We start from the raw sequence: 17,791 nt of genomic DNA on the forward strand, positions 1-17,791 counted from the left end.
TTGCGACAGTGCGACCTTTCAGCGCGCCCCGGCAATGTCCTGCTGGATGCTGGAGAACGGACGAGCCCAGGGCTTGGAGGCCTGGATCTTCGCCGGCAGCTTCTTGATCGCCGCCTGCGCCGAGGCGCGGTCGGCGAAACTGCCGTAGGTCACGACGTAGAACGGCTTGCCCTGCAGGTTCTTGCGGAAGTAGCGGTAGTCGCCACCGCCCTGCTGGCTGATGAAGGCCTTGGCGCTGGATTCGGAGCCAGTGCCCAGCACCTGCACGGAGTAGCGCGAGCCGGCCTGGGACTGGTACCAGCTGCTGCCGCCGGCGCTACCGGTTGCCGCGGCGGGCTTGCTGGCGGCAGTTGCCGGCTTGGCGCTGGCGACGGTGGTGGCGGGCTTGGTCGCGGCCGGCTTGGCAGCCTGGACGGGTTTGGCTGGCGCGGTGGCTGCAGGCTTGACCGGCTCCGGGCGCGGAGCAGGTGCGGCAGTCGGGGCCGGCTGGATCGCGGCCTGCTGCTGGACGGGCGCCGCCGGCACCGGGTTCAGCGGTTTCGGACCATTGTTGGCGAGCGGAGTCACCGGCGGCGCGGTGGTCGTCACGGTCGGCGGAATGGCCGCGGAAGGCATGGCACCTTCGTCGGCATCGTCCTGGCCGCCGGCCTGGGCCAGGGGTTCACGGATCACCGGTTGGCTTTCGCCCACCAGAGGCAACGGCAGAGGCTGGTTGGAACCGGCGAACTCCACCGACGGGCCATTGCCCTGGGCATCCGGCTGCGGCTGCGCGTTCGGCTGGGGAGCAGCACCGCCCAGCGGCAGTTGCGACGAAGTCTGAGCGGCAGTGCTGCTCGCGGTTTCCGGCTTGCTGGTCTTGCCCTGCATGAACCAGGCAGCGATGACGCCAATGGCGACCACGCCGAGGATCGCCAGGTGCTTCTTCGGCAGCTTGAAGCCGGCACCGGCAGCTTTGCGCTCGCCGCTGCGATCGGCCAGCATCGCTTCGATCATCGCATCGCGGGCAGTCTGGTTGATGGTGCCCGGCCAGCCGCCGGATTGTTCGTGGATGTCAGCCAGCAGGTCGGCGGAAATCAGCTCGATGCCCTGCCCTGCCCCTTCCAGACGCTGCGCAAGGTACTCGCGGGTCTCTTCCTCGCTGTATGGCTGCAGTTCGATGGCGTGGAAGCGCTCCTCGCCCTCGGACAGCACTTCCAGGCGGGACAGCAGCTCGGGCTCGCCGAACAGGAAGACGTGCAGGCGCGCTTCGGAGTTTCCGGCGGCCAGCAGCAGGAGGACTTCCAGGGCGTCGTCGCGCAGTTGCTCAGCGTCGTCCACCAGCAGGTAGACGTCCTGGCCGGTGATCGCCAACTGGGCGACCTTGGCGAGGATCGCCTCGATGCTGGTCTGGGTGATGCCCAGGCCTTGCGCGAGCTGGCGCAGCAGGGTGGCTTCGTCGGTCACCGAGCGACCGGAGATCACCACGCTGGAGACGGCGTCCTTGTTGGTGCTGGCCACCAGGGCCTGGCGCAGCAAGGTCTTGCCGCTGCCCAGCGGGCCGGTGACGGCCAGCAGCAGGTGGCTGTATCGCGCCAGGTGGTGCAGCTGGCCCAGTACGGGCTTGCGCTGCGCCGGGAAGAACTTGAAGCCCGGAACCCGCGGTGCGAAAGGGTCGTGGCTGAACTGGTAGTGGGCCAGGAAGGCCTCATCGGCATGCAAGCTGGACATGGGACCTCAGTGTTCTCCTGCCTGACCGACCAGTGCCTGGTAGTCAGCGCGCAGTGTTTCTTCCAGAATCTCACGGGGGAATTCGGCGGTCACGACCGCGCCCCCCAGCCCTTGGAGCAATACCAGACGCAGACGGCCATCGAGCACTTTCTTGTCGACGGCCATGTGCTCGAGAAAATGCTCGGCGTTCATTTGCTGCGGCGGGACCACCGGCAGATTCGCCGCGGCAAGCAGGCGGATGCTGCGGTCGAGTTCGGCCTTTGTCAGCCATCCCAGCCGATGCGACATCTCAAGTGCCATCACGGTTCCCGCACCCACGGCTTCGCCGTGCAACCAGACGCCGTAGCCCATGTGGGTCTCGATGGCATGACCGAAGGTATGGCCCAGGTTCAGCGTGGCGCGGACACCGGTTTCCTTCTCGTCTGCGCCCACCACGCGGGCCTTGGCCGCGCAGGAACGCTCGATGGCTTCGGTCAGTGCTGCCGATTCCAGCGCCAGCAGATCCTGCATGTGCGCTTCCAGCCAGGTGAGGAACGGCTCGTCGCAGATGAAGCCGTACTTGATCACTTCCGCCAGGCCCGCCGACAGCTCGCGGGGCGGCAGGGTCCTGAGGGTCGCCGTATCGATGACCACGGCCTGGGGCTGGTAGAAGGCGCCGACCATGTTCTTGCCCAGCGGGTGGTTGATGCCGGTCTTGCCGCCCACCGAGGAGTCCACCTGCGACAGCAGGGTAGTCGGCACCTGGATGAAGTCGACGCCGCGCTGGTAGCAGGCTGCGGCGAAACCGGTCATGTCGCCGATGACGCCGCCGCCCAGGGCGATCAGGGTGGTCTTGCGGTCGTGGCGTGCGGTCAGCAGGCCATCGAAGATCAGCTGCAGGGTTTCCCACTGCTTGTAGGCTTCGCCGTCAGGGAGCACGACCGGGGTGACCTTGTAGGCGGCCAGGGTCTTCTGCAGTCGATCCAGGTACAGCGGCGCGATGGTTTCGTTGGTGACGATGGCTACCTGGCGGCCGCGGATATGCGGCTCGAAGTAGCGCGGATCATCCAGCAGCCCCTCACCGATGTAGATCGGGTAGCTGCGATCGGCCAGATCGACGTTGAGTGTGCGCATGAAACCCCCAGGCAATAAAGGGGACTAGGATACCGCAGATTGCAGCGCCGTTAATGGCGCTCCAGCTCACGCAGGCGCTCGATGATCTCCAGGACGACGAGTCGCGGAGGCCGCTCGTCGGTTTCGATGATCACGTCGGCGATTTCGCGATAAAGCGGATCGCGCATCTGCATGAGGTCGCGAAGGATCTGTTCCGGATTGGGCTTCTGCAGCAACGGGCGGTTCTTGTCGCGCGCCGTGCGGGAAATCTGCTGCTCGACCGAGGCATGCAGGTAGATCACCTTGCCGCCGTTCTTGAGGATCAGGCGATTGGCATCGCGCATGACCGCGCCGCCGCCCGTGGCGATGACCATGCCCCCTTCATCGCACAGCTCGGCCAGCATCGCCTGCTCACGCTCGCGGAAGCCAGCCTCGCCCTCGACATCGAAAATCCAGGGGATGTTGGCTCCGCAGCGCTGCTCGATTTCCTTATCCGAATCTTTGAAGACGAGGTGAAGCTCTTTGGCGAGAAGACGCCCGATGGTGCTTTTTCCAGCCCCCATCGGGCCTACCAGAATCAAATTGGACACGACATTGATCAACGGCCGACTGCAATGGCCTGATTATTCATGATCCGCGGGGTTAGGAAAACCAGCAGCTCGTTCTTGCTGTCGGTTACATAGTCGTTCTTGAAAAGGCGGCCGATCATCGGCACGTCGCCCAGGAACGGCACCTTGGCCGTGGACTTGGTCTGGGTATTGGAGAACACACCACCGATCACGATGGTTTCGCCATCGTTGACCAGCACCTTGGCATTCACCTCGTTCTTCTTGATCGGCGGGACACCGTTCAGCGCGTTGGCGTAGTCCGGCTCGTCCTTGTTGACCTTCACTTCCATGATAATGCGGTTGTCAGGCGTGATTTGCGGAGTCACTTCCAGCGACAGCGCCGCTTCCTTGAACGACACCGAAGTCGCGCCACTGGAGCTGGCTTCCTGGTATGGAATCTCCGAGCCCTTAAGGATCTTCGCAGTTTCCTTGTCGGAAGTGACGACCTTCGGCTGGGAGACCACTTCACCGTTACCGGTTTTTTCCATGGCGTTGAGCTGAAGGTCCAGAATGGTGTTGTTAGTCGTGAAGCCGATGCTGATACCCGAGGTCGGAGTGGTACTTGAGGTTCCCAGGTCGACGAAGGTATTGCCAGTGCTGTTAGTGCCGCCGGAGACATCGAAATTACCGTGACCGGACAGGGAGCCGCTCCAGTTCACGCCCAATTCCTTGGTGTAATCAACATTGGCTTCAACGATGCGCGCTTCGATCATCACTTGACGAACCGGAATATCCAACTGGGCCACGATACGGCGCAGCTCATCCAGGCGATCCTGGGTCTGGTACGCGATGATGCTATTAGTGCGGTCATCCACTGTGATCGAGCCACGGCTGTCTTCCTGAGCCACAGCAGCCCTCCCCGGAGCACTCCCACCGCTACCGGTGACGGAACTGAACAGCTTGGCGATATCCGAAGCCTTGGCGTAGTTCACCTGGATCAGTTCACGACGCAGCGGGGCCAGTTCGGATATCTGCTTCTGCGCTTCCAGCTCCTGACGCTCGCGAGCCGCGATCTCGTCGGCCGGCGCGACCAGCAGGACGTTACCGACCTTGCGCTTGTCCAGGCCCTTGGTCTTGAGCACCAGATCCAGCGCCTGGTCCCACGGCACGTTCTGCAGACGCAGGGTGATATTGCCCTGCACGGTGTCCGAGGCCACGAGGTTCAAGTCGGTGAAGTCGGCAATGAGCTGCAGCACTGAACGCACGTCGATGTCCTGGAAGTTCAGCGACAGCTTTTCGCCGGTATAGGCGAAGGTGTCCTTCTTGCGCTTCTCGGCATCGTCCTGGGTCAGCGGCTTGATGCTGACGGTCATGCGGTTGTCGGTCTGGTAGACGAGGTAGTCGTACAGCCCGGTCGGCTCGATGGAGATACTGGCCTTGTCGCCAGCAGCCGAGGCATTGACGAACTGCACCGGGGTGGCGAAGTCCTTCACGTCCAGGCGAACGCGGAGGTTGTCCGGCAGCTGGGTACGCGGGAAGTCCAGGCGGATCTTGCCGCCTTGTTCCTGGATGTCAGGGCTTACCGTCGGATCGGACAGATCGATCACGACATTGCCTTCGCCCTGTTCGCCGCGCTGGAAGTCGATATTGCGGATCGCCTTGCCAGCCGGGATGTAAGGTTTGGGCTGGGCAGGCTTGGCAACCGGAGCCGGCGACGGCGCAGCAGAAGCGTAGGAACTGGAAGTCGCACCGCCCGCACCGACGACGACGTAGAGATTCGAACCTTCGGCACGCGTGGTGTAAGGCACCAGCGTACTGAGGTTGACGATGAGGCGGGTGCGGTCCTTGGCCTCGACCACGGTCAGGCTACGGGCATTGCCGACACCCAGCTCGCGGTTCTTGCTACCCAGCTTGTTCTGCACGCCCGGCAGATCCAGCGCGATACGCGCCGGCTGCTCGATGGTGTAACCGCGCGGGGCCGCCACCGGCTCGTCGAAGCCGAGCTTCAGCTCCACCCGATCGCCCGGCAGGGCTGCCACATCGACGCTCTGCAGGTTGGCGGCCAGCAGTGCCGGCGCGAATACGGCCGCGAGCACGGAAATGCTCAGGCGGGAAAGCTTTCTATTCATCGTCTGAATCCGTCGTGCAGACTGCTGTTTGTTATCCATGTTCATCCCCGCCCTTAGGAGCGTTCCTTGAGAGTCAGGCTGCGCGGACGCTCCAGCCAGCCACCCTCACCATCAGGAACGATTTCAATCACGTCGATCTTGGCTTCGCTGATCGCAACGATCTTGCCGTCGTTGCGCCCAAGGTAATCACCCACTCGCACTCGGTGCACCCCTCCTGCACCTTTCACGAGAGCGAAGGTCTGGTTATCCCTGGCCAGCGTGCCGACCATCTCGAAAGTCTCGATATTGAAGCCTTCGAGGAACTGCTTGACCCGTGTTTCATCGGGCTTGATGACCTTGTTGCCCTTCTGCTTGACCGCCAGATCGATCTTCACCGGCGGCTGGAAAGGACTGCGCAGGGACGAGGCGCTATAGGTGAAGGCCTCGTATGCCTGGAACTTGGGCAGCGGCTCGATCGCGCCTTTCGGGCGAGCCCTGACCTCGTCCAGGTAAGCCTGCAGGTCGGCGAAATCGCCACCCGAGCCACAGCCATTCAACGTCAGGAGCAGGAAACTGCAGATGATCAGGCGCCCCCTCATTTCTTAGCTCCTGTCTTCGCTCCAGCCGCCGGGGCAGTCGCCTTCACGCCCTTGTCGTTATACCGGTAGGTCTTTGCCAGGATGCTCATGCGCAGCTTGGAGGTGCTATCGGGGCTCGCGGGTTTGATGTCGAAATCATGCAGCGTCACGATCCGCGGCAGGCTGGACACGCCACTGACGAAGGTCGCCAGGTCGTGATAACCGCCCACCACGCTGATCTGGATCGGCAACTCGATATAGAACTGCTGCGTCACCTCCGGCAGCAGTTTGATCTCTTCGAATTCGAGACCGCTGCCCAGGCCGGTGCGGGTGATGTCCTCCAGCAGCCCGGGAACCTCGGTATCGCTGGGCAGCTGGCGCAGCAAGGCGCCGAAGGATTCTTCCATCTCCTTCATCTGCACCTTGTAGGCATCCAGGTTCGCTGCCTGGAACGCCTTGGTCGCGAACTGCTGCTTGAGGGTCTGCTCCTCTTCGCGGTTGCGATCGAGCTGCTCCTGCAGATCCTTCAGATGGAAGTTGTACCCAAGCGCCAGCACCACCGCCATCAGCAGGATGCAGGCAATCACCTTGACCGCCGCCGGCCAGGAACCGAGGTTGTTCAGATCAAGATCGTTGATGTCGATCTTGCGCAAGCTCTCCAGAGAACTGGCCAGACTCATTTCTTGGCTCCTTGCGCGGGACTTTTCTTGTCCTGTTCCTCACTGCCGGGCTGGGTCTGCTGCACGGTCAACTGGAAGACGTTCGCCTGATCCAGGGCTCCCTGGGTCACCGCTTTCACCTCGGTCAGGTTCGGCGAAGTCAGCCACTCGGAAGAATCCAGGTTACGCATGAGGTTGGACACGCGGTTGTTGGATTCGGCCGCGCCGGCAATGGCGATGGATTTACCGGTCATCTTCAGGCCGGTGAAATACACACCGTCAGGCAGGGTGCGAACCAACTGGTCGAATACCCGACCGATGATCGGGCGGTTACCCTGCAGGTCCTGGATGATCTTCATGCGCTCGAGCAATTGCTGGCGACGCGTCTTGAGCTCGCTGATCTCCTTGATCCGCGCGTCCAGCACGGCGATTTCCTTGCGCAGGAAATCGTTGCGCGCGCCCTGGTTCTCGATGGCCGAATTGAAGTACTGGTCGCCCAGGAAGATCACGGCCCCGGAAGCCAGCAGCACAGCGCCCAGGATCACCAGGAAGCGCTGCTTGCGCTCCTCGCGCAGCTGCTCCCGCCAGGGCAATAGGTTGATGCGTGCCATCAGTCGAAACTCCTCATCGCCAGACCGCAGGCAATCATCAGCGCAGGCGCATCACTGGCCAGCGCACCGGCGTTGACCTTGCCGCTCAGCACCATGTCGGCGAACGGGTTGGCCACCAGGGTCGGAGTACCGATCTTCTGCTGGATCAGGCGATCCAGGTCAGGAATGGACGCGGTGCCGCCTGCCAGCAGGATGTAGTCCACATCGTTGAACTGGCCGGCTGCGAAGAAGAACTGCAGCGAGCGGGACACCTGTTGAACCACGGCGTCCTTGAACGGCTGCAGCACTTCGCTGTCGTAGTCATCCGGAAGACCGCCCTGTTTCTTGGCAAGACCCGCTTCCTCGACCGACAGCCCATAGCGGCGCTGGATCTCCTCGGTGAGCTGCCGCCCGCCAAAGAGCTGTTCGCGCGTATAGATGGTGCGGCCGTGGTGCAGGACGCTCAGCGTGGTCATGGTGGCGCCGATATCGACCACCGCAACTGTGAGCTCGTCGGCATTGCCGCCCAGCTGGTCTCCCAGCAGACTGAACGCTCGCTCCAGCGCGTACGCCTCGACATCGACGACCTTCGCCGTCAGGCCCGCAAGCGCCAGTGCCGCTTCGCGTACCTCGACGTTCTCCTTCCGGCAAGCGGCGAGTAGAACATCGACGCGATCAGCGTTGCGCGCGGACGTGCCCTGCACCTCGAAGTCGATCGCGACCTCTTCGAGGGGATAGGGGATGTACTGGTCGGCTTCGATCTTGAGCTGGTTTTCCAGCTCGTCGTCCGAGAGTCCGCCGTCCATCTCGATGGTTTTGGTGATGACCGCCGAGCCGGCAACCGCGACCGCAGACGTCTTCACTGCGGTCCGCGCCTTGGCGACCACACGTGACAACGCCTGGCCGACACCCTCCAGCTCAGCGATGTTCTTTTCTACGACTGCATTGGGCGGGAGCGGCTCGACAGCGTAGGCCTCTACCTTGTAGCGGCCTCCAGAGCGGCTCAATTCGAGAAGTTTGACCGAAGTCGAACTGATGTCTATCCCCAGCAGCGTGTTCGCTTTCTTATTGAAGAGCCCTAGCACGACTGATTTCCTATCAGCATCCGAGACTTACGGACGATTTATGTTTTTCCACATTAGATACCAGACTTGACACCTGCGCAAATGGCTCGCCAGCAAAAAAACTGCTTATAATGTGATCAGCTTTTCCCTTTTTACCGCGCCATCCGCTTAACTCTTTCTTTTCTCTGGAAATCCAAGACCTTCCGATGCGCCTGCTGAAGTTTCTGTGGTGGACTTGCGTCACCATTATTTGTGGAGTGCTGCTCAGTTTCAGCGGCGCCTATCTGTACCTCAGCCCGAACCTCCCGTCCGTGGAAGCCTTGCGCAACGTGCGCTTGCAGATGCCGCTGCGCGTGTACAGTGCTGATAACAAATTGATAGCAGAGTTTGGCGAGATGCGCCGAACGCCGATTCGATTTGCTGAAATCCCCCCGGATTTCACCCACGCACTGTTATCGGCTGAAGATGACAATTTCGCCAACCATTATGGCGTGGACGTCAAAAGCCTGATGCGTGCTGCCGCGCAATTATTGAAAACCGGGCACATCCAGACCGGGGGCAGCACGATCACCATGCAGGTGGCGAAGAACTACTTCCTCACCAACGAGCGCAGTTTCTCCCGCAAGATCAACGAGATATTGCTTGCCCTGCAGATCGAGCGCTCGCTCACCAAGGACGAGATCCTCGAGCTCTACGTCAACAAGATCTACCTGGGCAACCGCGCCTACGGCGTGGAAGCCGCCGCCCAGGTCTATTACGGCAAGTCCATCAAGGAGCTGAGCCTGGCGCAGATGGCGATGATTGCCGGCCTGCCCAAGGCGCCGTCGCGCTACAACCCGCTGGCCAACGCCGCCCGCAGCCTGGAACGACGCAACTGGATTCTCGAGCGCATGCTCAAGCTCGGCTTCATCGACCAGCCGCGCTACCAGGCAGCGATCCAGGAGCCGGTCGGCGCCTCCTACCACGTACAGACGCCGGAGCTGGCCGCCCCCTACATCGCCGAGATGGCACGCGCCGAGCTGGTCGGCCGCTTCGGCGGGGATGCCTACACCGAGGGCTATCGCGTCTACACCACCGTGCGCAGCGACCTGCAGGAAGACGCCAATACCGCCCTGCGCGAAGGCCTCCAGGATTACGACCAGCGGCACGGCTACCGCGGCCCCGAGACCCGCCTTCCCGGCAAGACCCGCGACGCATGGCGCCAGGCCATCGCGCAGCAGCGCCCGCTCGGCGGCCTGGAACCGGCCATCGTGACCCAGGTGGAAAAGAGCGGCGCCATGGTCATGACCCGCGACGGCAAGGAAGAAGCGCTGAGCTGGGACGGCATGAAGTGGGCCCGCCCCTACCTGAGCAACAACAGCATGGGCCGCATGCCAAGCCAACCCAGCGACGTGGTGCAGGCAGGCGATGTGATCCGCGTGCAGCGCAAGGACGACGGTTCGCTGCGCCTGACCCAGGTGCCGGCCGCGCAGAGCGCGCTGGTGTCGCTCAATCCGCAGGACGGCGCGATCATGGCGCTGGTGGGCGGCTTTTCCTTCGAACAGAGCAACTACAACCGCGCCACCCAGGCCCGTCGCCAGCCCGGCTCCAGCTTCAAGCCCTTCATCTACAGCTGCGCGCTGGACAACGGCTTCACCGCCGCCTCGCTGATCAACGACGCCCCGGTGGTGTTCTACGACGAATACCTGGACAAGGTCTGGCGTCCGAAGAACGACACCAATACCTTCCTCGGTCCGATCCCCATGCGCGAAGCGCTGTACAAGTCGCGCAACATGGTGTCGATCCGCATCCTGCAGGCTCTGGGTGTAGACCGTGCGCGCAACTGCATCAGCAAGTTCGGCCTGAACAAGGACGACCTGCCGCCGAACCTTTCCATGGCCCTGGGCACCGCGACCCTGACGCCGATGGAGATTGCCAGCGCCTGGACCGTCTTCGCCAACGGCGGTTTCAAGGTTGCGCCCTACGTCGTGCAGCGCATCGAAAGCCGCGACGGACAGGTCCTGTACCAGGCCAACCCGCCCAGCATCCCGCAGAACGAAGAGCAGGTGCAGGCCCAGCCGCAGCCTGCCCCCACCGACGCCTTCGGCAACGACGACCCGAGCCAGGCCAGGACCACCATCGAACCGGCCGCCGCCGAGCGCGTCATCGATGCGCGCACCGCGTACATCATGACCAGCATGCTGCAGGACGTGATCAAGCGCGGTACCGGCCGCCGCGCCCTGGCGCTCAAGCGCGATGATCTGGCAGGCAAGACGGGCACCACCAACGAGTCCAAGGACGCGTGGTTCTCCGGCTTCAATGCCGACTACATGACCACCGTCTGGGTCGGCTTCGACCAGCCGGAAAGCCTTGGCCGCGCCGAATACGGCGGCAACGTCGCGCTGCCGATCTGGATGCGCTACATGGGCGCGGCGCTGAAAGACAAGCCGTCGCACCTGCTGCCCGAGCCGCCCGGTCTGGTCAGCCTGCGCATCGACCCGGTCACTGGCCGCGCCGCTCCTCCGGGCACTCCGGGGGCGTACTTCGAACTGTTCAAGAACGAAGACACGCCGCCATCGATGAACGAACTGGCGCCCGGCAGCGCTCCTGGCAGCGGAATGCCGGCGGACGAAGAAGCGCCCATAGACCTGTTCTGACAGAAAAGGCCCCTCTCGTGAGGGGCCTTTTCGTATTCGGAAACTATTCCCGGCGAAATTCGTGGAATTTATCCAACTCATTGATTAATCTGGTCTTTGCGGCGGTGAACAACCCCAGGCGACCGACCCCATCCGGCGCGTCAGGGGCTTCCCGCAGCGACTTCATCAGGCATTTCGGATGCCGCGCTCCCTGCCTGGCTGGCTGTTCTGCCTGATCGCCCTCCTGCTCGGCGCGCCCTTGCTGCGCCTGCTCGCCCAGCCCCGCTCGCTCGAGCCCGCGCCCGACCTCATCTACCTCGACCAGTTGTTTGCCGGACTGATCGCCAGCGCCGGCCTGTCCGGGCTACTCATCGCTCGCCTTTCTGCTGCGACTCGCCGGGCGGGTCCTGGCGGCGGTGGCCCTGCTGGTACCGGCAATCGCACTTTGCGCCTGGCACCTCACCCACACTCACCTCGGCCCGGTTTCGCCCACCCGGGAACAATACGAGTGGCTGCTGGCGGGCCTGACGGCCTATGCACTGGTACTGGCGGGCATCAATTGGCTGAACCGTGGCGAGAACGGTCCCCGTAAGGCGTTGCGCTACCTGGGCTTCGTCCTGCTGTTGCCATGGTGCCTGGGCCTGTTCTACCTGTTGCGGCTCTACTACTGAGGCAGGTCGCGCCAGGTCAGGTAGACGCGCAGGTCGAACTCCAGTTGGTGATAGCCCGGCAGCATGTGCTCGCAGAGCTGGTAGAACGCCTTGCTGTGGTCGCGCTCTTTCAGGTGCGCCAGCTCGTGGACGACGATCATCTGCAGGAATTCGGGGGCGGCCTCCTTGAACAGGGAGGCGACACGGATTTCCTTCTTCGCCTTGAGCTTGCCACCCTGCACGCGAGAGATCGCGGTATTCAGGCCCAGCGCGCGCTGCACCACGTCCAGCTTGTTGTCGTAGAGCACCTTGTCCACCGCCGGCGCGGTGCGCATGTACTGCTGCTTGAGGTCCATGGCGTAGCCGTACAGCGCCTTGTCGCTCTGCACATCGTGGCGGCCGGGATAGCGGCGCTCGAGGTATTCGCCGAGGCGGTCCTGCTCGATGAGCTGGCGCACCTGGTCCTGGAGATGTGGAGGATAGGCCTGGAGATAGCGAAGCGGCTGCATGGGAAACGACTGGCGGAGGAAACGACCGCCAGTCTACCGCATTCCCCGGTCAGGCCAGCGCGCGGGTGCTGTAGGCCTCGGTGCGATAGGGGAAGGCGATTTCGCTGCGCCCCTTCAGCGACGGGTGCGTGGCGATCAGCTCGCGCAGCTGCTCGGCGACACGCTGCTTCTGCTCCTCGGGCAGCGCCGCGATGAAGCTGACGGAAAGGGTGCGCGCGACGATGACCTGCTCCGGCGGACCGACGTGCTGGTAGCTGAACTCGCGCAGGCGCAGGTCCTCGAAGCGCGATCCGGCGAAGGCGCGGCGCCATTGCCCGGTATGGAAGCGCGGCGTGCTGCCTTCGTAGCGCTCGAGGATGCGCGTAACCTGAGCGACCCAGTCGACGCGCTCGTCGCGCACATTCCAGACCAGCCCGAGGTGGCCACGCGGCCGCAGCACGCGATGGGTTTCCGCCAGGGCCCGCTCATTGGCGAACCAGTGGAAAGCCTGGGCACAGGTCAAGGCATCGACGCTTTCCGCCGCCAGCGGCATTGCTTGAGCGGTCCCATTGAGCACCTTCACGGCGGGCAGCGAGGCGCTCAGTTGCTCGCGCATGGCCGCCACCGGCTCGATAGCGGTGACCTGTGCCCCCGTGCGCAGCAGCAGGGAGGTGAACTTGCCGGTGCCCGCCCCCAGGTCGACTACCTCCTTGCCAGCACCGATGCCCAGCTCCTCGCCGAGCCACCCCAGCAACTCGTCCGGGTAGTCCGGACGCCCGTGGGCATAGGCCTTCGCCTCACGGGAGAAACCTTCCTGCGCACTGCCATGTACATCCGTCATCGTGCCTCCAAAGCCCATCCGGCCCGAGCACCAGCGCTCAGCGGAACCGGCAGGTCTTTCCGTCCAGGTAACTACGGTAGCAGCTGAGCAGGCGCGATTCCTTGATACGGCAGCGCTTCTGCCGGCATTCGCTGGTGAACCCGAAGCGCCCGCCATCCGGGGCGGCCAACTGGATGCGGATTGCCGGCCAGCCGTTCTTCGGCGCCTTTTCCGGCGTGCTGAGTACGCGGTTTTCGTTCTCCACCAGGGCGGCGCCCGCCTCGGCGTAATCGAAGACGAACAGCAGGGTGCGCGAGGTCTTCAACGTGCACTCTTGGTGAGTCAGGCAGTTCTGCGCGTCAACCGGCAGGTCCACCGGCGGCTTGGGCGGCGACGCGGCAGGCTGTGCCGGGCGCAGCGAACAGCCGGCAAGAAACGCCAGCAGCAGGACGGAAAGCAAGGCACGCAGCATCGGCGACTTCCTTCAGGCAGATACGAAAGAGCCCCGCAGGGCGGGGCTCTTCAGGGACAAACCGGTAGCCGGATCAGTTGATCTTCGCTGCCAGCTCACCCTTGGCGTAACGCTGGAACATGCCTTCCAGGGAGATCGGCTTGATCTTGGAAGCATGGCCGGCGGTGCCGAAGGCTTCGTAGCGGGCGATGCAGATATCACGCATGGCGACGATGGTCTTGGCGAAGAACTTGCGCGGGTCGAACTCGCTCGGCTGCTCGGCCATCATGCGGCGGATGGCGCCGGTGGAGGCCAGACGCAGGTCGGTGTCGATGTTGACCTTGCGCACGCCGTGCTTGATACCTTCGACGATCTCCTCGACCGGCACGCCGTAGGTTTCCTTGATGTCGCCGCCGAATTCGTTGATCACCTTCAGCCACTCTTGCGGCACCGAGGAGGAACCGTGCATCACCAGGTGGGTGTTGGGGATGCGCTTGTGGATTTCCTTGATGCGCTCGATGGACAGCACATCACCGGTCGGCGGCTTGGTGAACTTGTAGGCGCCGTGGCTGGTGCCGATGGCGATGGCCAGGGCGTCGACCTGGGTCTTCTTGACGAAGTCGGCGGCTTCTTCCGGGTCGGTCAGCAGTTGGCTGTGATCCAGCACGCCTTCGGCGCCGACGCCGTCTTCTTCGCCGGCCATGCCGGTTTCCAGGGAACCCAGGCAGCCCAGCTCACCTTCCACCGACACGCCGCAGGCGTGGGCGAAGGCAACGGTCTGCTGGGTGACGCGGACGTTGTATTCGTAGTCGGCCGGGGTCTTGCCGTCTTCCTTCAGCGAGCCGTCCATCATGACGGAGGAGAAGCCCAGCTGGATCGAGCGCTGGCAGACGTCGGGGCTGGTGCCGTGGTCCTGGTGCATGCACACCGGGATGTGCGGGAATTCTTCGATGGCCGCGAGGATCAGGTGGCGCAGGAAGGGCGCGCCGGCGTATTTGCGGGCACCGGCGGAGGCCTGCACGATCACCGGGGAATCGGTCTTGTCGGCCGCTTCCATGATGGCGCGCATCTGCTCGAGGTTGTTGACGTTGAAAGCCGGAACGCCGTAGCCGAACTCGGCGGCGTGGTCCAGCATTTGGCGCATGCTGATGAGTGCCATGGTCTTCGCTTCTCCCAGAAGTCGGGCTCGGTTACACGAGCCCGTAAATTCATTTCCAAAAGCCTGCCGCAGGGGCAGGCGGTGTTCAAGTCTTCCGGCGCATGCCGGACAGTCGGCGCTCAGCGCGCCTTGCAACCCCGGCCGATCAGGTCGTTGCTCTCGACCCAGTAGACCAGGCCCTGGTCGCCTTTGATGCTCAAGCCGATCAGCCCGTCGCTATAGAAAGCGCCGGAGCCGCCGGGTTCCTCTTCCAGGTGATGGACCACGTCGTCTTCACCCAGCTTCAGGTCGACCACCGACCGGCTGGGATCGACGTAGCGCCATTGCACCTCGGCCTGGCTGTCGCAGACCCAGTGGTTCCAGCCGCCGCTCGAAGCTGCCTTGCCACCGGACGAATGGCTCGAGCAACCCGTCACCAGCAACAGGGCCAGGACCGGGACGATATGACGCAGCATCGGGCGACTCTCCTTCGGGCGGACGCGCCGCCGGATATCCAATGCGCCAGATTGCCCGTCCCGCCGCAGGAACGCCAGTGCCGCCTGCGCTCGGGCACAGGCGGCACTGTCAGATCGTGATCCCGACCGTCAGTCGCTGCCTCAGGGGCAGTTCACCGGCTTCTGCTCGGGCGTCGGATCGCCGCTGCTCTGGCTCTCCACCCGCTCGCGGTTCTGGTCCGTAGGCACCATGACCGCGGGCGGGCTCATCACTTCACAGGTACTGGGGGAGCCGCCGCTTCCGGCGCATCCCACCAGCACGAGGCAAAACGACAGCACAGGGGTGACAGCTCGCATGACGCTTCTCCTTGGCATCCGTACAAGGCTTGTGACCCGAGGATGCCGCAGAGGTTTGCTTTACCGTCGCCCGGCCGCGTCGCCAGGATCAGGCCTTGGCGCGCTGCTCCAGCACTTCCACGGCCGGCAGGACCTTGCCCTCGACGAATTCGAGGAAAGCGCCACCACCGGTGGAGATGTAGGAGATCTGCTCGCCGATGCCGTACTTGTCGATCGCCGCCAGGGTGTCGCCACCACCGGCGATGCTGAAGGCGGAGCCTTCGGCGATGGCCTTGGCCAGGGTCCTGGTGCCTTCGCCGAACTGGTCGAATTCGAACACGCCGACCGGACCGTTCCACAGAATGGTCTTCGAGGTCTTCAGCAGCTCGGCGAACTGGGCGGCGGTCTTCGGGCCGATGTCCAGGATCATGTCGTCGTCGGCCACGTCAGCGATGTCCTTGACGGTGGCGACGGCGGTCTCGGCGAACTCCTTGGCAACCACCACGTCCACCGGCAGCGGAACGCTGACCTTGGCGGCGATGGCCTTGGCGGTATCGACCAGATCGGCTTCGTACAGCGACTTGCCGACCTTGTGGCCCGCCGCGGCGAGGAAGGTGTTGGCGATGCCGCCGCCGACGATCAACTGGTCGCAGATCTGCGCGAGGCTGTTCAGCACGTCGAGCTTGGTCGACACCTTGGAGCCGGCGACGATGGCCGCCATCGGGCGCGCCGGGTTGCCCAGGGCCTTGCCCAGGGCTTCCAGTTCGGCAGCCAGCAGCGGGCCGGCCGCGGCGACCTTGGCGAACTTGGCCACGCCGTGGGTCGAACCCTCGGCGCGGTGGGCGGTACCGAAGGCGTCCATGACGAATACGTCGCACAGGGCGGCGTATTGCTGGGCCAGCTCGTCGGCGTTCTTCTTCTCGCCCTTGTTGAAGCGCACGTTCTCGAACAGCACGACTTCACCGGCCTTCACCTCGACGCCGCCCAGGTAGTCCTTGACCAGCGGCACGGCGCGGCCCAGGGCCTTGGACAGGTAGTCGGCGACCGGTTGCAGGCTGTTCTCTTCGGAGAACTCGCCCTCGGTCGGGCGGCCCAGGTGCGAGCAGACCATCACCGCCGCGCCCTTCTCCAGGGCCAGCTTGATGGTCGGCAGCGAGGCCAGGATGCGCGCGTCGCTCTTGACCACACCGTCCTTCACCGGAACGTTGAGGTCTTCGCGGATCAGCACGCGCTTACCTTGGAGGTCGAGGTCGGTCATCTTCAACACGGTCATGACAGTCAGTCCTGTTGGGGCTGTTTGATTAACGTTCGGTAGCGGCGACCCGCAGGAAGTGCCCTGCAGTGTCGAGCATGCGGTTGGCGAACCCCCACTCGTTGTCGAACCAGGCCAGCACGTTCACCAGGCGGGGGCCGGAAACGCGGGTCTGGCTGCCATCGACGATGGCCGAGTGCGGGTCGTGATTGAAATCGCAGCTGGCGTGGGGCAGCTCGGTGTACGCCAGCAGACCTTTCAACGGGCCATCGGTGGCGGCCTGGCGCAGCACGCGATTGATCTCCTCGGCAGACGTATCGCGGGAGACCTGCAGGGTGATGTCCAGGGCCGAGACGTTCACCGTCGGCACTCGAATGGCTTTGGCCTGGATTCGCCCGGCGAGTTCCGGCAATAGCCGCTCGATACCGCGCGCCAGACCAGTGGACACCGGAATCACCGACTGGAAGGCCGAGCGCGTGCGGCGCAGGTCTTCGTGGTGGTAGGCGTCGATCACCGGCTGGTCGTTCATCGCCGAGTGGATGGTGGTGATCGAGACGTACTCGATGCCCACGGCCTCGTTCAGCAGCTTGAGCAGCGGCACGCTGCAGTTGGTGGTGCAGGAGGCGTTGGACACCAGCGTCTCGGCGCCGGAGAGACCCTGCTGGTTGATACCGAAGACCACCGTGGCGTCGATGTCCGCCTCGCTGGCCATCGGCTGGGAGAACAGCACCCGCGGCGCGCCGGCACCGAGGAAGCGCTCGCCGTCGGCACGGGTGTGGTAGACGCCGGAGCACTCCAGCACCAGATCGACGTCCAGCGCGCGCCAGTCGATGGCCTCGGGGGTCGCCTCGCGGAACACCTTCACGCAGTCGCCGCCAACATGCAGGCAGCCGTCGGCCACGCTCACCTCGCCGGGGAAGCGGCCGTGGGTGGAGTCGAAGCGGGTCAGGTATTCCAGGCTGGCCAGGTCCGCCAGGTCGTTCAGCGCGACGATGGAGAAATCAGCCTTGGCGCCGCGTTCGTGCAGGGCACGGAACACGCAGCGGCCGATGCGGCCGTAGCCGTTGAGGGCAACTCGGTAAGGGCGCTTGGACATTGTTATCCCTTGGTGATCTTCGTAGGAGCGAGCTTGCTCGCGAAGGAGTTTGCTCGGTTCGCGAGCAAGCTCGCTCCTACAAGAGCCATATAAGGCTTAGAGCAGCACGGCGGCGACTTACAGCACCTTATAGACGGTGAAGCC

The 17,791-nt window shown here is 63.8% G+C and carries 18 protein-coding genes; 2 read left to right on the plus strand and 16 right to left on the minus strand.

Annotation, left to right across the window (positions count from 1 at the left end; genetic code table 11):
- Nucleotides 1-18 precede the first annotated feature (18 nt).
- Genes ACCC94_RS08695 through ACCC94_RS08730 form a run of 8 tightly spaced genes read right to left on the minus strand, consistent with a single transcriptional unit; the run spans nucleotide 19 to nucleotide 8,367 of the window.
- On the minus strand, nucleotides 19-1,707 hold the full coding sequence (locus ACCC94_RS08695; protein WP_413348927.1) for an AAA family ATPase: 1,689 nt from the start codon (nucleotides 1,705-1,707) through the stop codon (nucleotides 19-21).
- 6 nt (nucleotides 1,708-1,713) lie between these two features.
- On the minus strand, nucleotides 1,714-2,820 hold the full coding sequence (gene aroB / locus ACCC94_RS08700) for a 3-dehydroquinate synthase (protein ID WP_413348929.1): 1,107 nt from the start codon (nucleotides 2,818-2,820) through the stop codon (nucleotides 1,714-1,716).
- Between the two features lie 50 nt (nucleotides 2,821-2,870).
- A complete protein-coding gene (aroK, locus tag ACCC94_RS08705) occupies nucleotides 2,871-3,389 on the minus strand; it encodes a shikimate kinase AroK (RefSeq protein WP_413348930.1) in 519 nt (172 codons plus the stop codon).
- 8 nt (nucleotides 3,390-3,397) lie between these two features.
- Nucleotides 3,398-5,476 carry a type IV pilus secretin PilQ gene (gene pilQ, locus ACCC94_RS08710; protein WP_413348931.1) on the minus strand — a complete coding sequence of 693 codons (2,079 nt, stop codon included), beginning with the start codon at nucleotides 5,474-5,476 and terminating at the stop codon, nucleotides 3,398-3,400.
- Between the two features lie 53 nt (nucleotides 5,477-5,529).
- A complete protein-coding gene (gene pilP, locus ACCC94_RS08715) occupies nucleotides 5,530-6,054 on the minus strand; it encodes a type 4a pilus biogenesis lipoprotein PilP (RefSeq protein WP_088416082.1) in 525 nt (174 codons plus the stop codon).
- On the minus strand, nucleotides 6,051-6,713 hold the full coding sequence (pilO, locus tag ACCC94_RS08720; RefSeq protein WP_413348933.1) for a type 4a pilus biogenesis protein PilO: 663 nt from the start codon (nucleotides 6,711-6,713) through the stop codon (nucleotides 6,051-6,053). The genes pilP and pilO overlap by 4 nt, the downstream gene beginning before the upstream one ends.
- Complete coding sequence (gene pilN, locus ACCC94_RS08725; RefSeq protein ID WP_413348935.1) at nucleotides 6,710-7,303, minus strand: type 4a pilus biogenesis protein PilN; 594 nt, start codon at nucleotides 7,301-7,303, stop codon at nucleotides 6,710-6,712. The genes pilO and pilN overlap by 4 nt, the downstream gene beginning before the upstream one ends.
- The gene (locus ACCC94_RS08730; protein WP_017520515.1) at nucleotides 7,303-8,367 is read right to left on the minus strand and encodes a pilus assembly protein PilM; all 1,065 of its coding nucleotides are present in this window, start codon (nucleotides 8,365-8,367) and stop codon (nucleotides 7,303-7,305) included. Before ACCC94_RS08730 ends, pilN begins: the two co-directional genes overlap by 1 nt.
- A gap of 185 nt (nucleotides 8,368-8,552) precedes the next feature.
- Between ACCC94_RS08730 and ACCC94_RS08735 the strand changes: the two genes are divergently transcribed.
- Nucleotides 8,553-10,982 carry a penicillin-binding protein 1A gene (locus tag ACCC94_RS08735; RefSeq protein WP_413348937.1) on the plus strand — a complete coding sequence of 810 codons (2,430 nt, stop codon included), beginning with the start codon at nucleotides 8,553-8,555 and terminating at the stop codon, nucleotides 10,980-10,982.
- A gap of 395 nt (nucleotides 10,983-11,377) precedes the next feature.
- Nucleotides 11,378-11,632 (plus strand): hypothetical protein, encoded by a 255-nt coding sequence (locus tag ACCC94_RS08740; protein WP_413348938.1) that lies wholly within the window; start codon nucleotides 11,378-11,380, stop codon nucleotides 11,630-11,632.
- Here ACCC94_RS08740 and ACCC94_RS08745 read toward each other — a convergent pair.
- The 8 genes from ACCC94_RS08745 to epd form a co-directional block, all read right to left on the minus strand.
- Nucleotides 11,626-12,120 carry a YgjP-like metallopeptidase domain-containing protein gene (locus ACCC94_RS08745; protein WP_413348939.1) on the minus strand — a complete coding sequence of 165 codons (495 nt, stop codon included), beginning with the start codon at nucleotides 12,118-12,120 and terminating at the stop codon, nucleotides 11,626-11,628. The two genes, ACCC94_RS08740 and ACCC94_RS08745, sit on opposite strands and share 7 nt — an antisense overlap.
- A 49-nt stretch (nucleotides 12,121-12,169) precedes the next feature.
- The gene (locus ACCC94_RS08750; protein ID WP_413348941.1) at nucleotides 12,170-12,940 is read right to left on the minus strand and encodes a class I SAM-dependent methyltransferase; all 771 of its coding nucleotides are present in this window, start codon (nucleotides 12,938-12,940) and stop codon (nucleotides 12,170-12,172) included.
- A gap of 37 nt (nucleotides 12,941-12,977) precedes the next feature.
- Nucleotides 12,978-13,391, minus strand: coding sequence for a hypothetical protein (locus tag ACCC94_RS08755; RefSeq protein WP_413348942.1), 414 nt, complete (start codon nucleotides 13,389-13,391; stop codon nucleotides 12,978-12,980).
- A 73-nt stretch (nucleotides 13,392-13,464) separates the two neighbouring features.
- Entirely contained in the window at nucleotides 13,465-14,529 is a 1,065-nt protein-coding gene (gene fba / locus ACCC94_RS08760; RefSeq protein WP_192435938.1) for a class II fructose-bisphosphate aldolase, read from the minus strand.
- 119 nt (nucleotides 14,530-14,648) lie between these two features.
- On the minus strand, nucleotides 14,649-14,984 hold the full coding sequence (locus ACCC94_RS08765; RefSeq protein WP_413348944.1) for an MliC family protein: 336 nt from the start codon (nucleotides 14,982-14,984) through the stop codon (nucleotides 14,649-14,651).
- A 141-nt stretch (nucleotides 14,985-15,125) separates the two neighbouring features.
- Entirely contained in the window at nucleotides 15,126-15,320 is a 195-nt protein-coding gene (locus ACCC94_RS08770) for a hypothetical protein (RefSeq protein ID WP_413348946.1), read from the minus strand.
- An 88-nt stretch (nucleotides 15,321-15,408) separates the two neighbouring features.
- Nucleotides 15,409-16,572, minus strand: a complete 1,164-nt coding sequence (locus tag ACCC94_RS08775) for a phosphoglycerate kinase (RefSeq protein WP_413348947.1) — start codon at nucleotides 16,570-16,572, stop codon at nucleotides 15,409-15,411.
- Nucleotides 16,573-16,600: 28 nt separating this feature from the next.
- Nucleotides 16,601-17,647 (minus strand): erythrose-4-phosphate dehydrogenase, encoded by a 1,047-nt coding sequence (gene epd / locus ACCC94_RS08780; protein ID WP_413348948.1) that lies wholly within the window; start codon nucleotides 17,645-17,647, stop codon nucleotides 16,601-16,603.
- Nucleotides 17,648-17,791 lie beyond the last annotated feature (144 nt).

The sequence above is a fragment of the Pseudomonas sp. Pseusp97 genome, from assembly GCF_047304025.1.
GTDB lineage: Bacteria > Pseudomonadota > Gammaproteobacteria > Pseudomonadales > Pseudomonadaceae > Pseudomonas.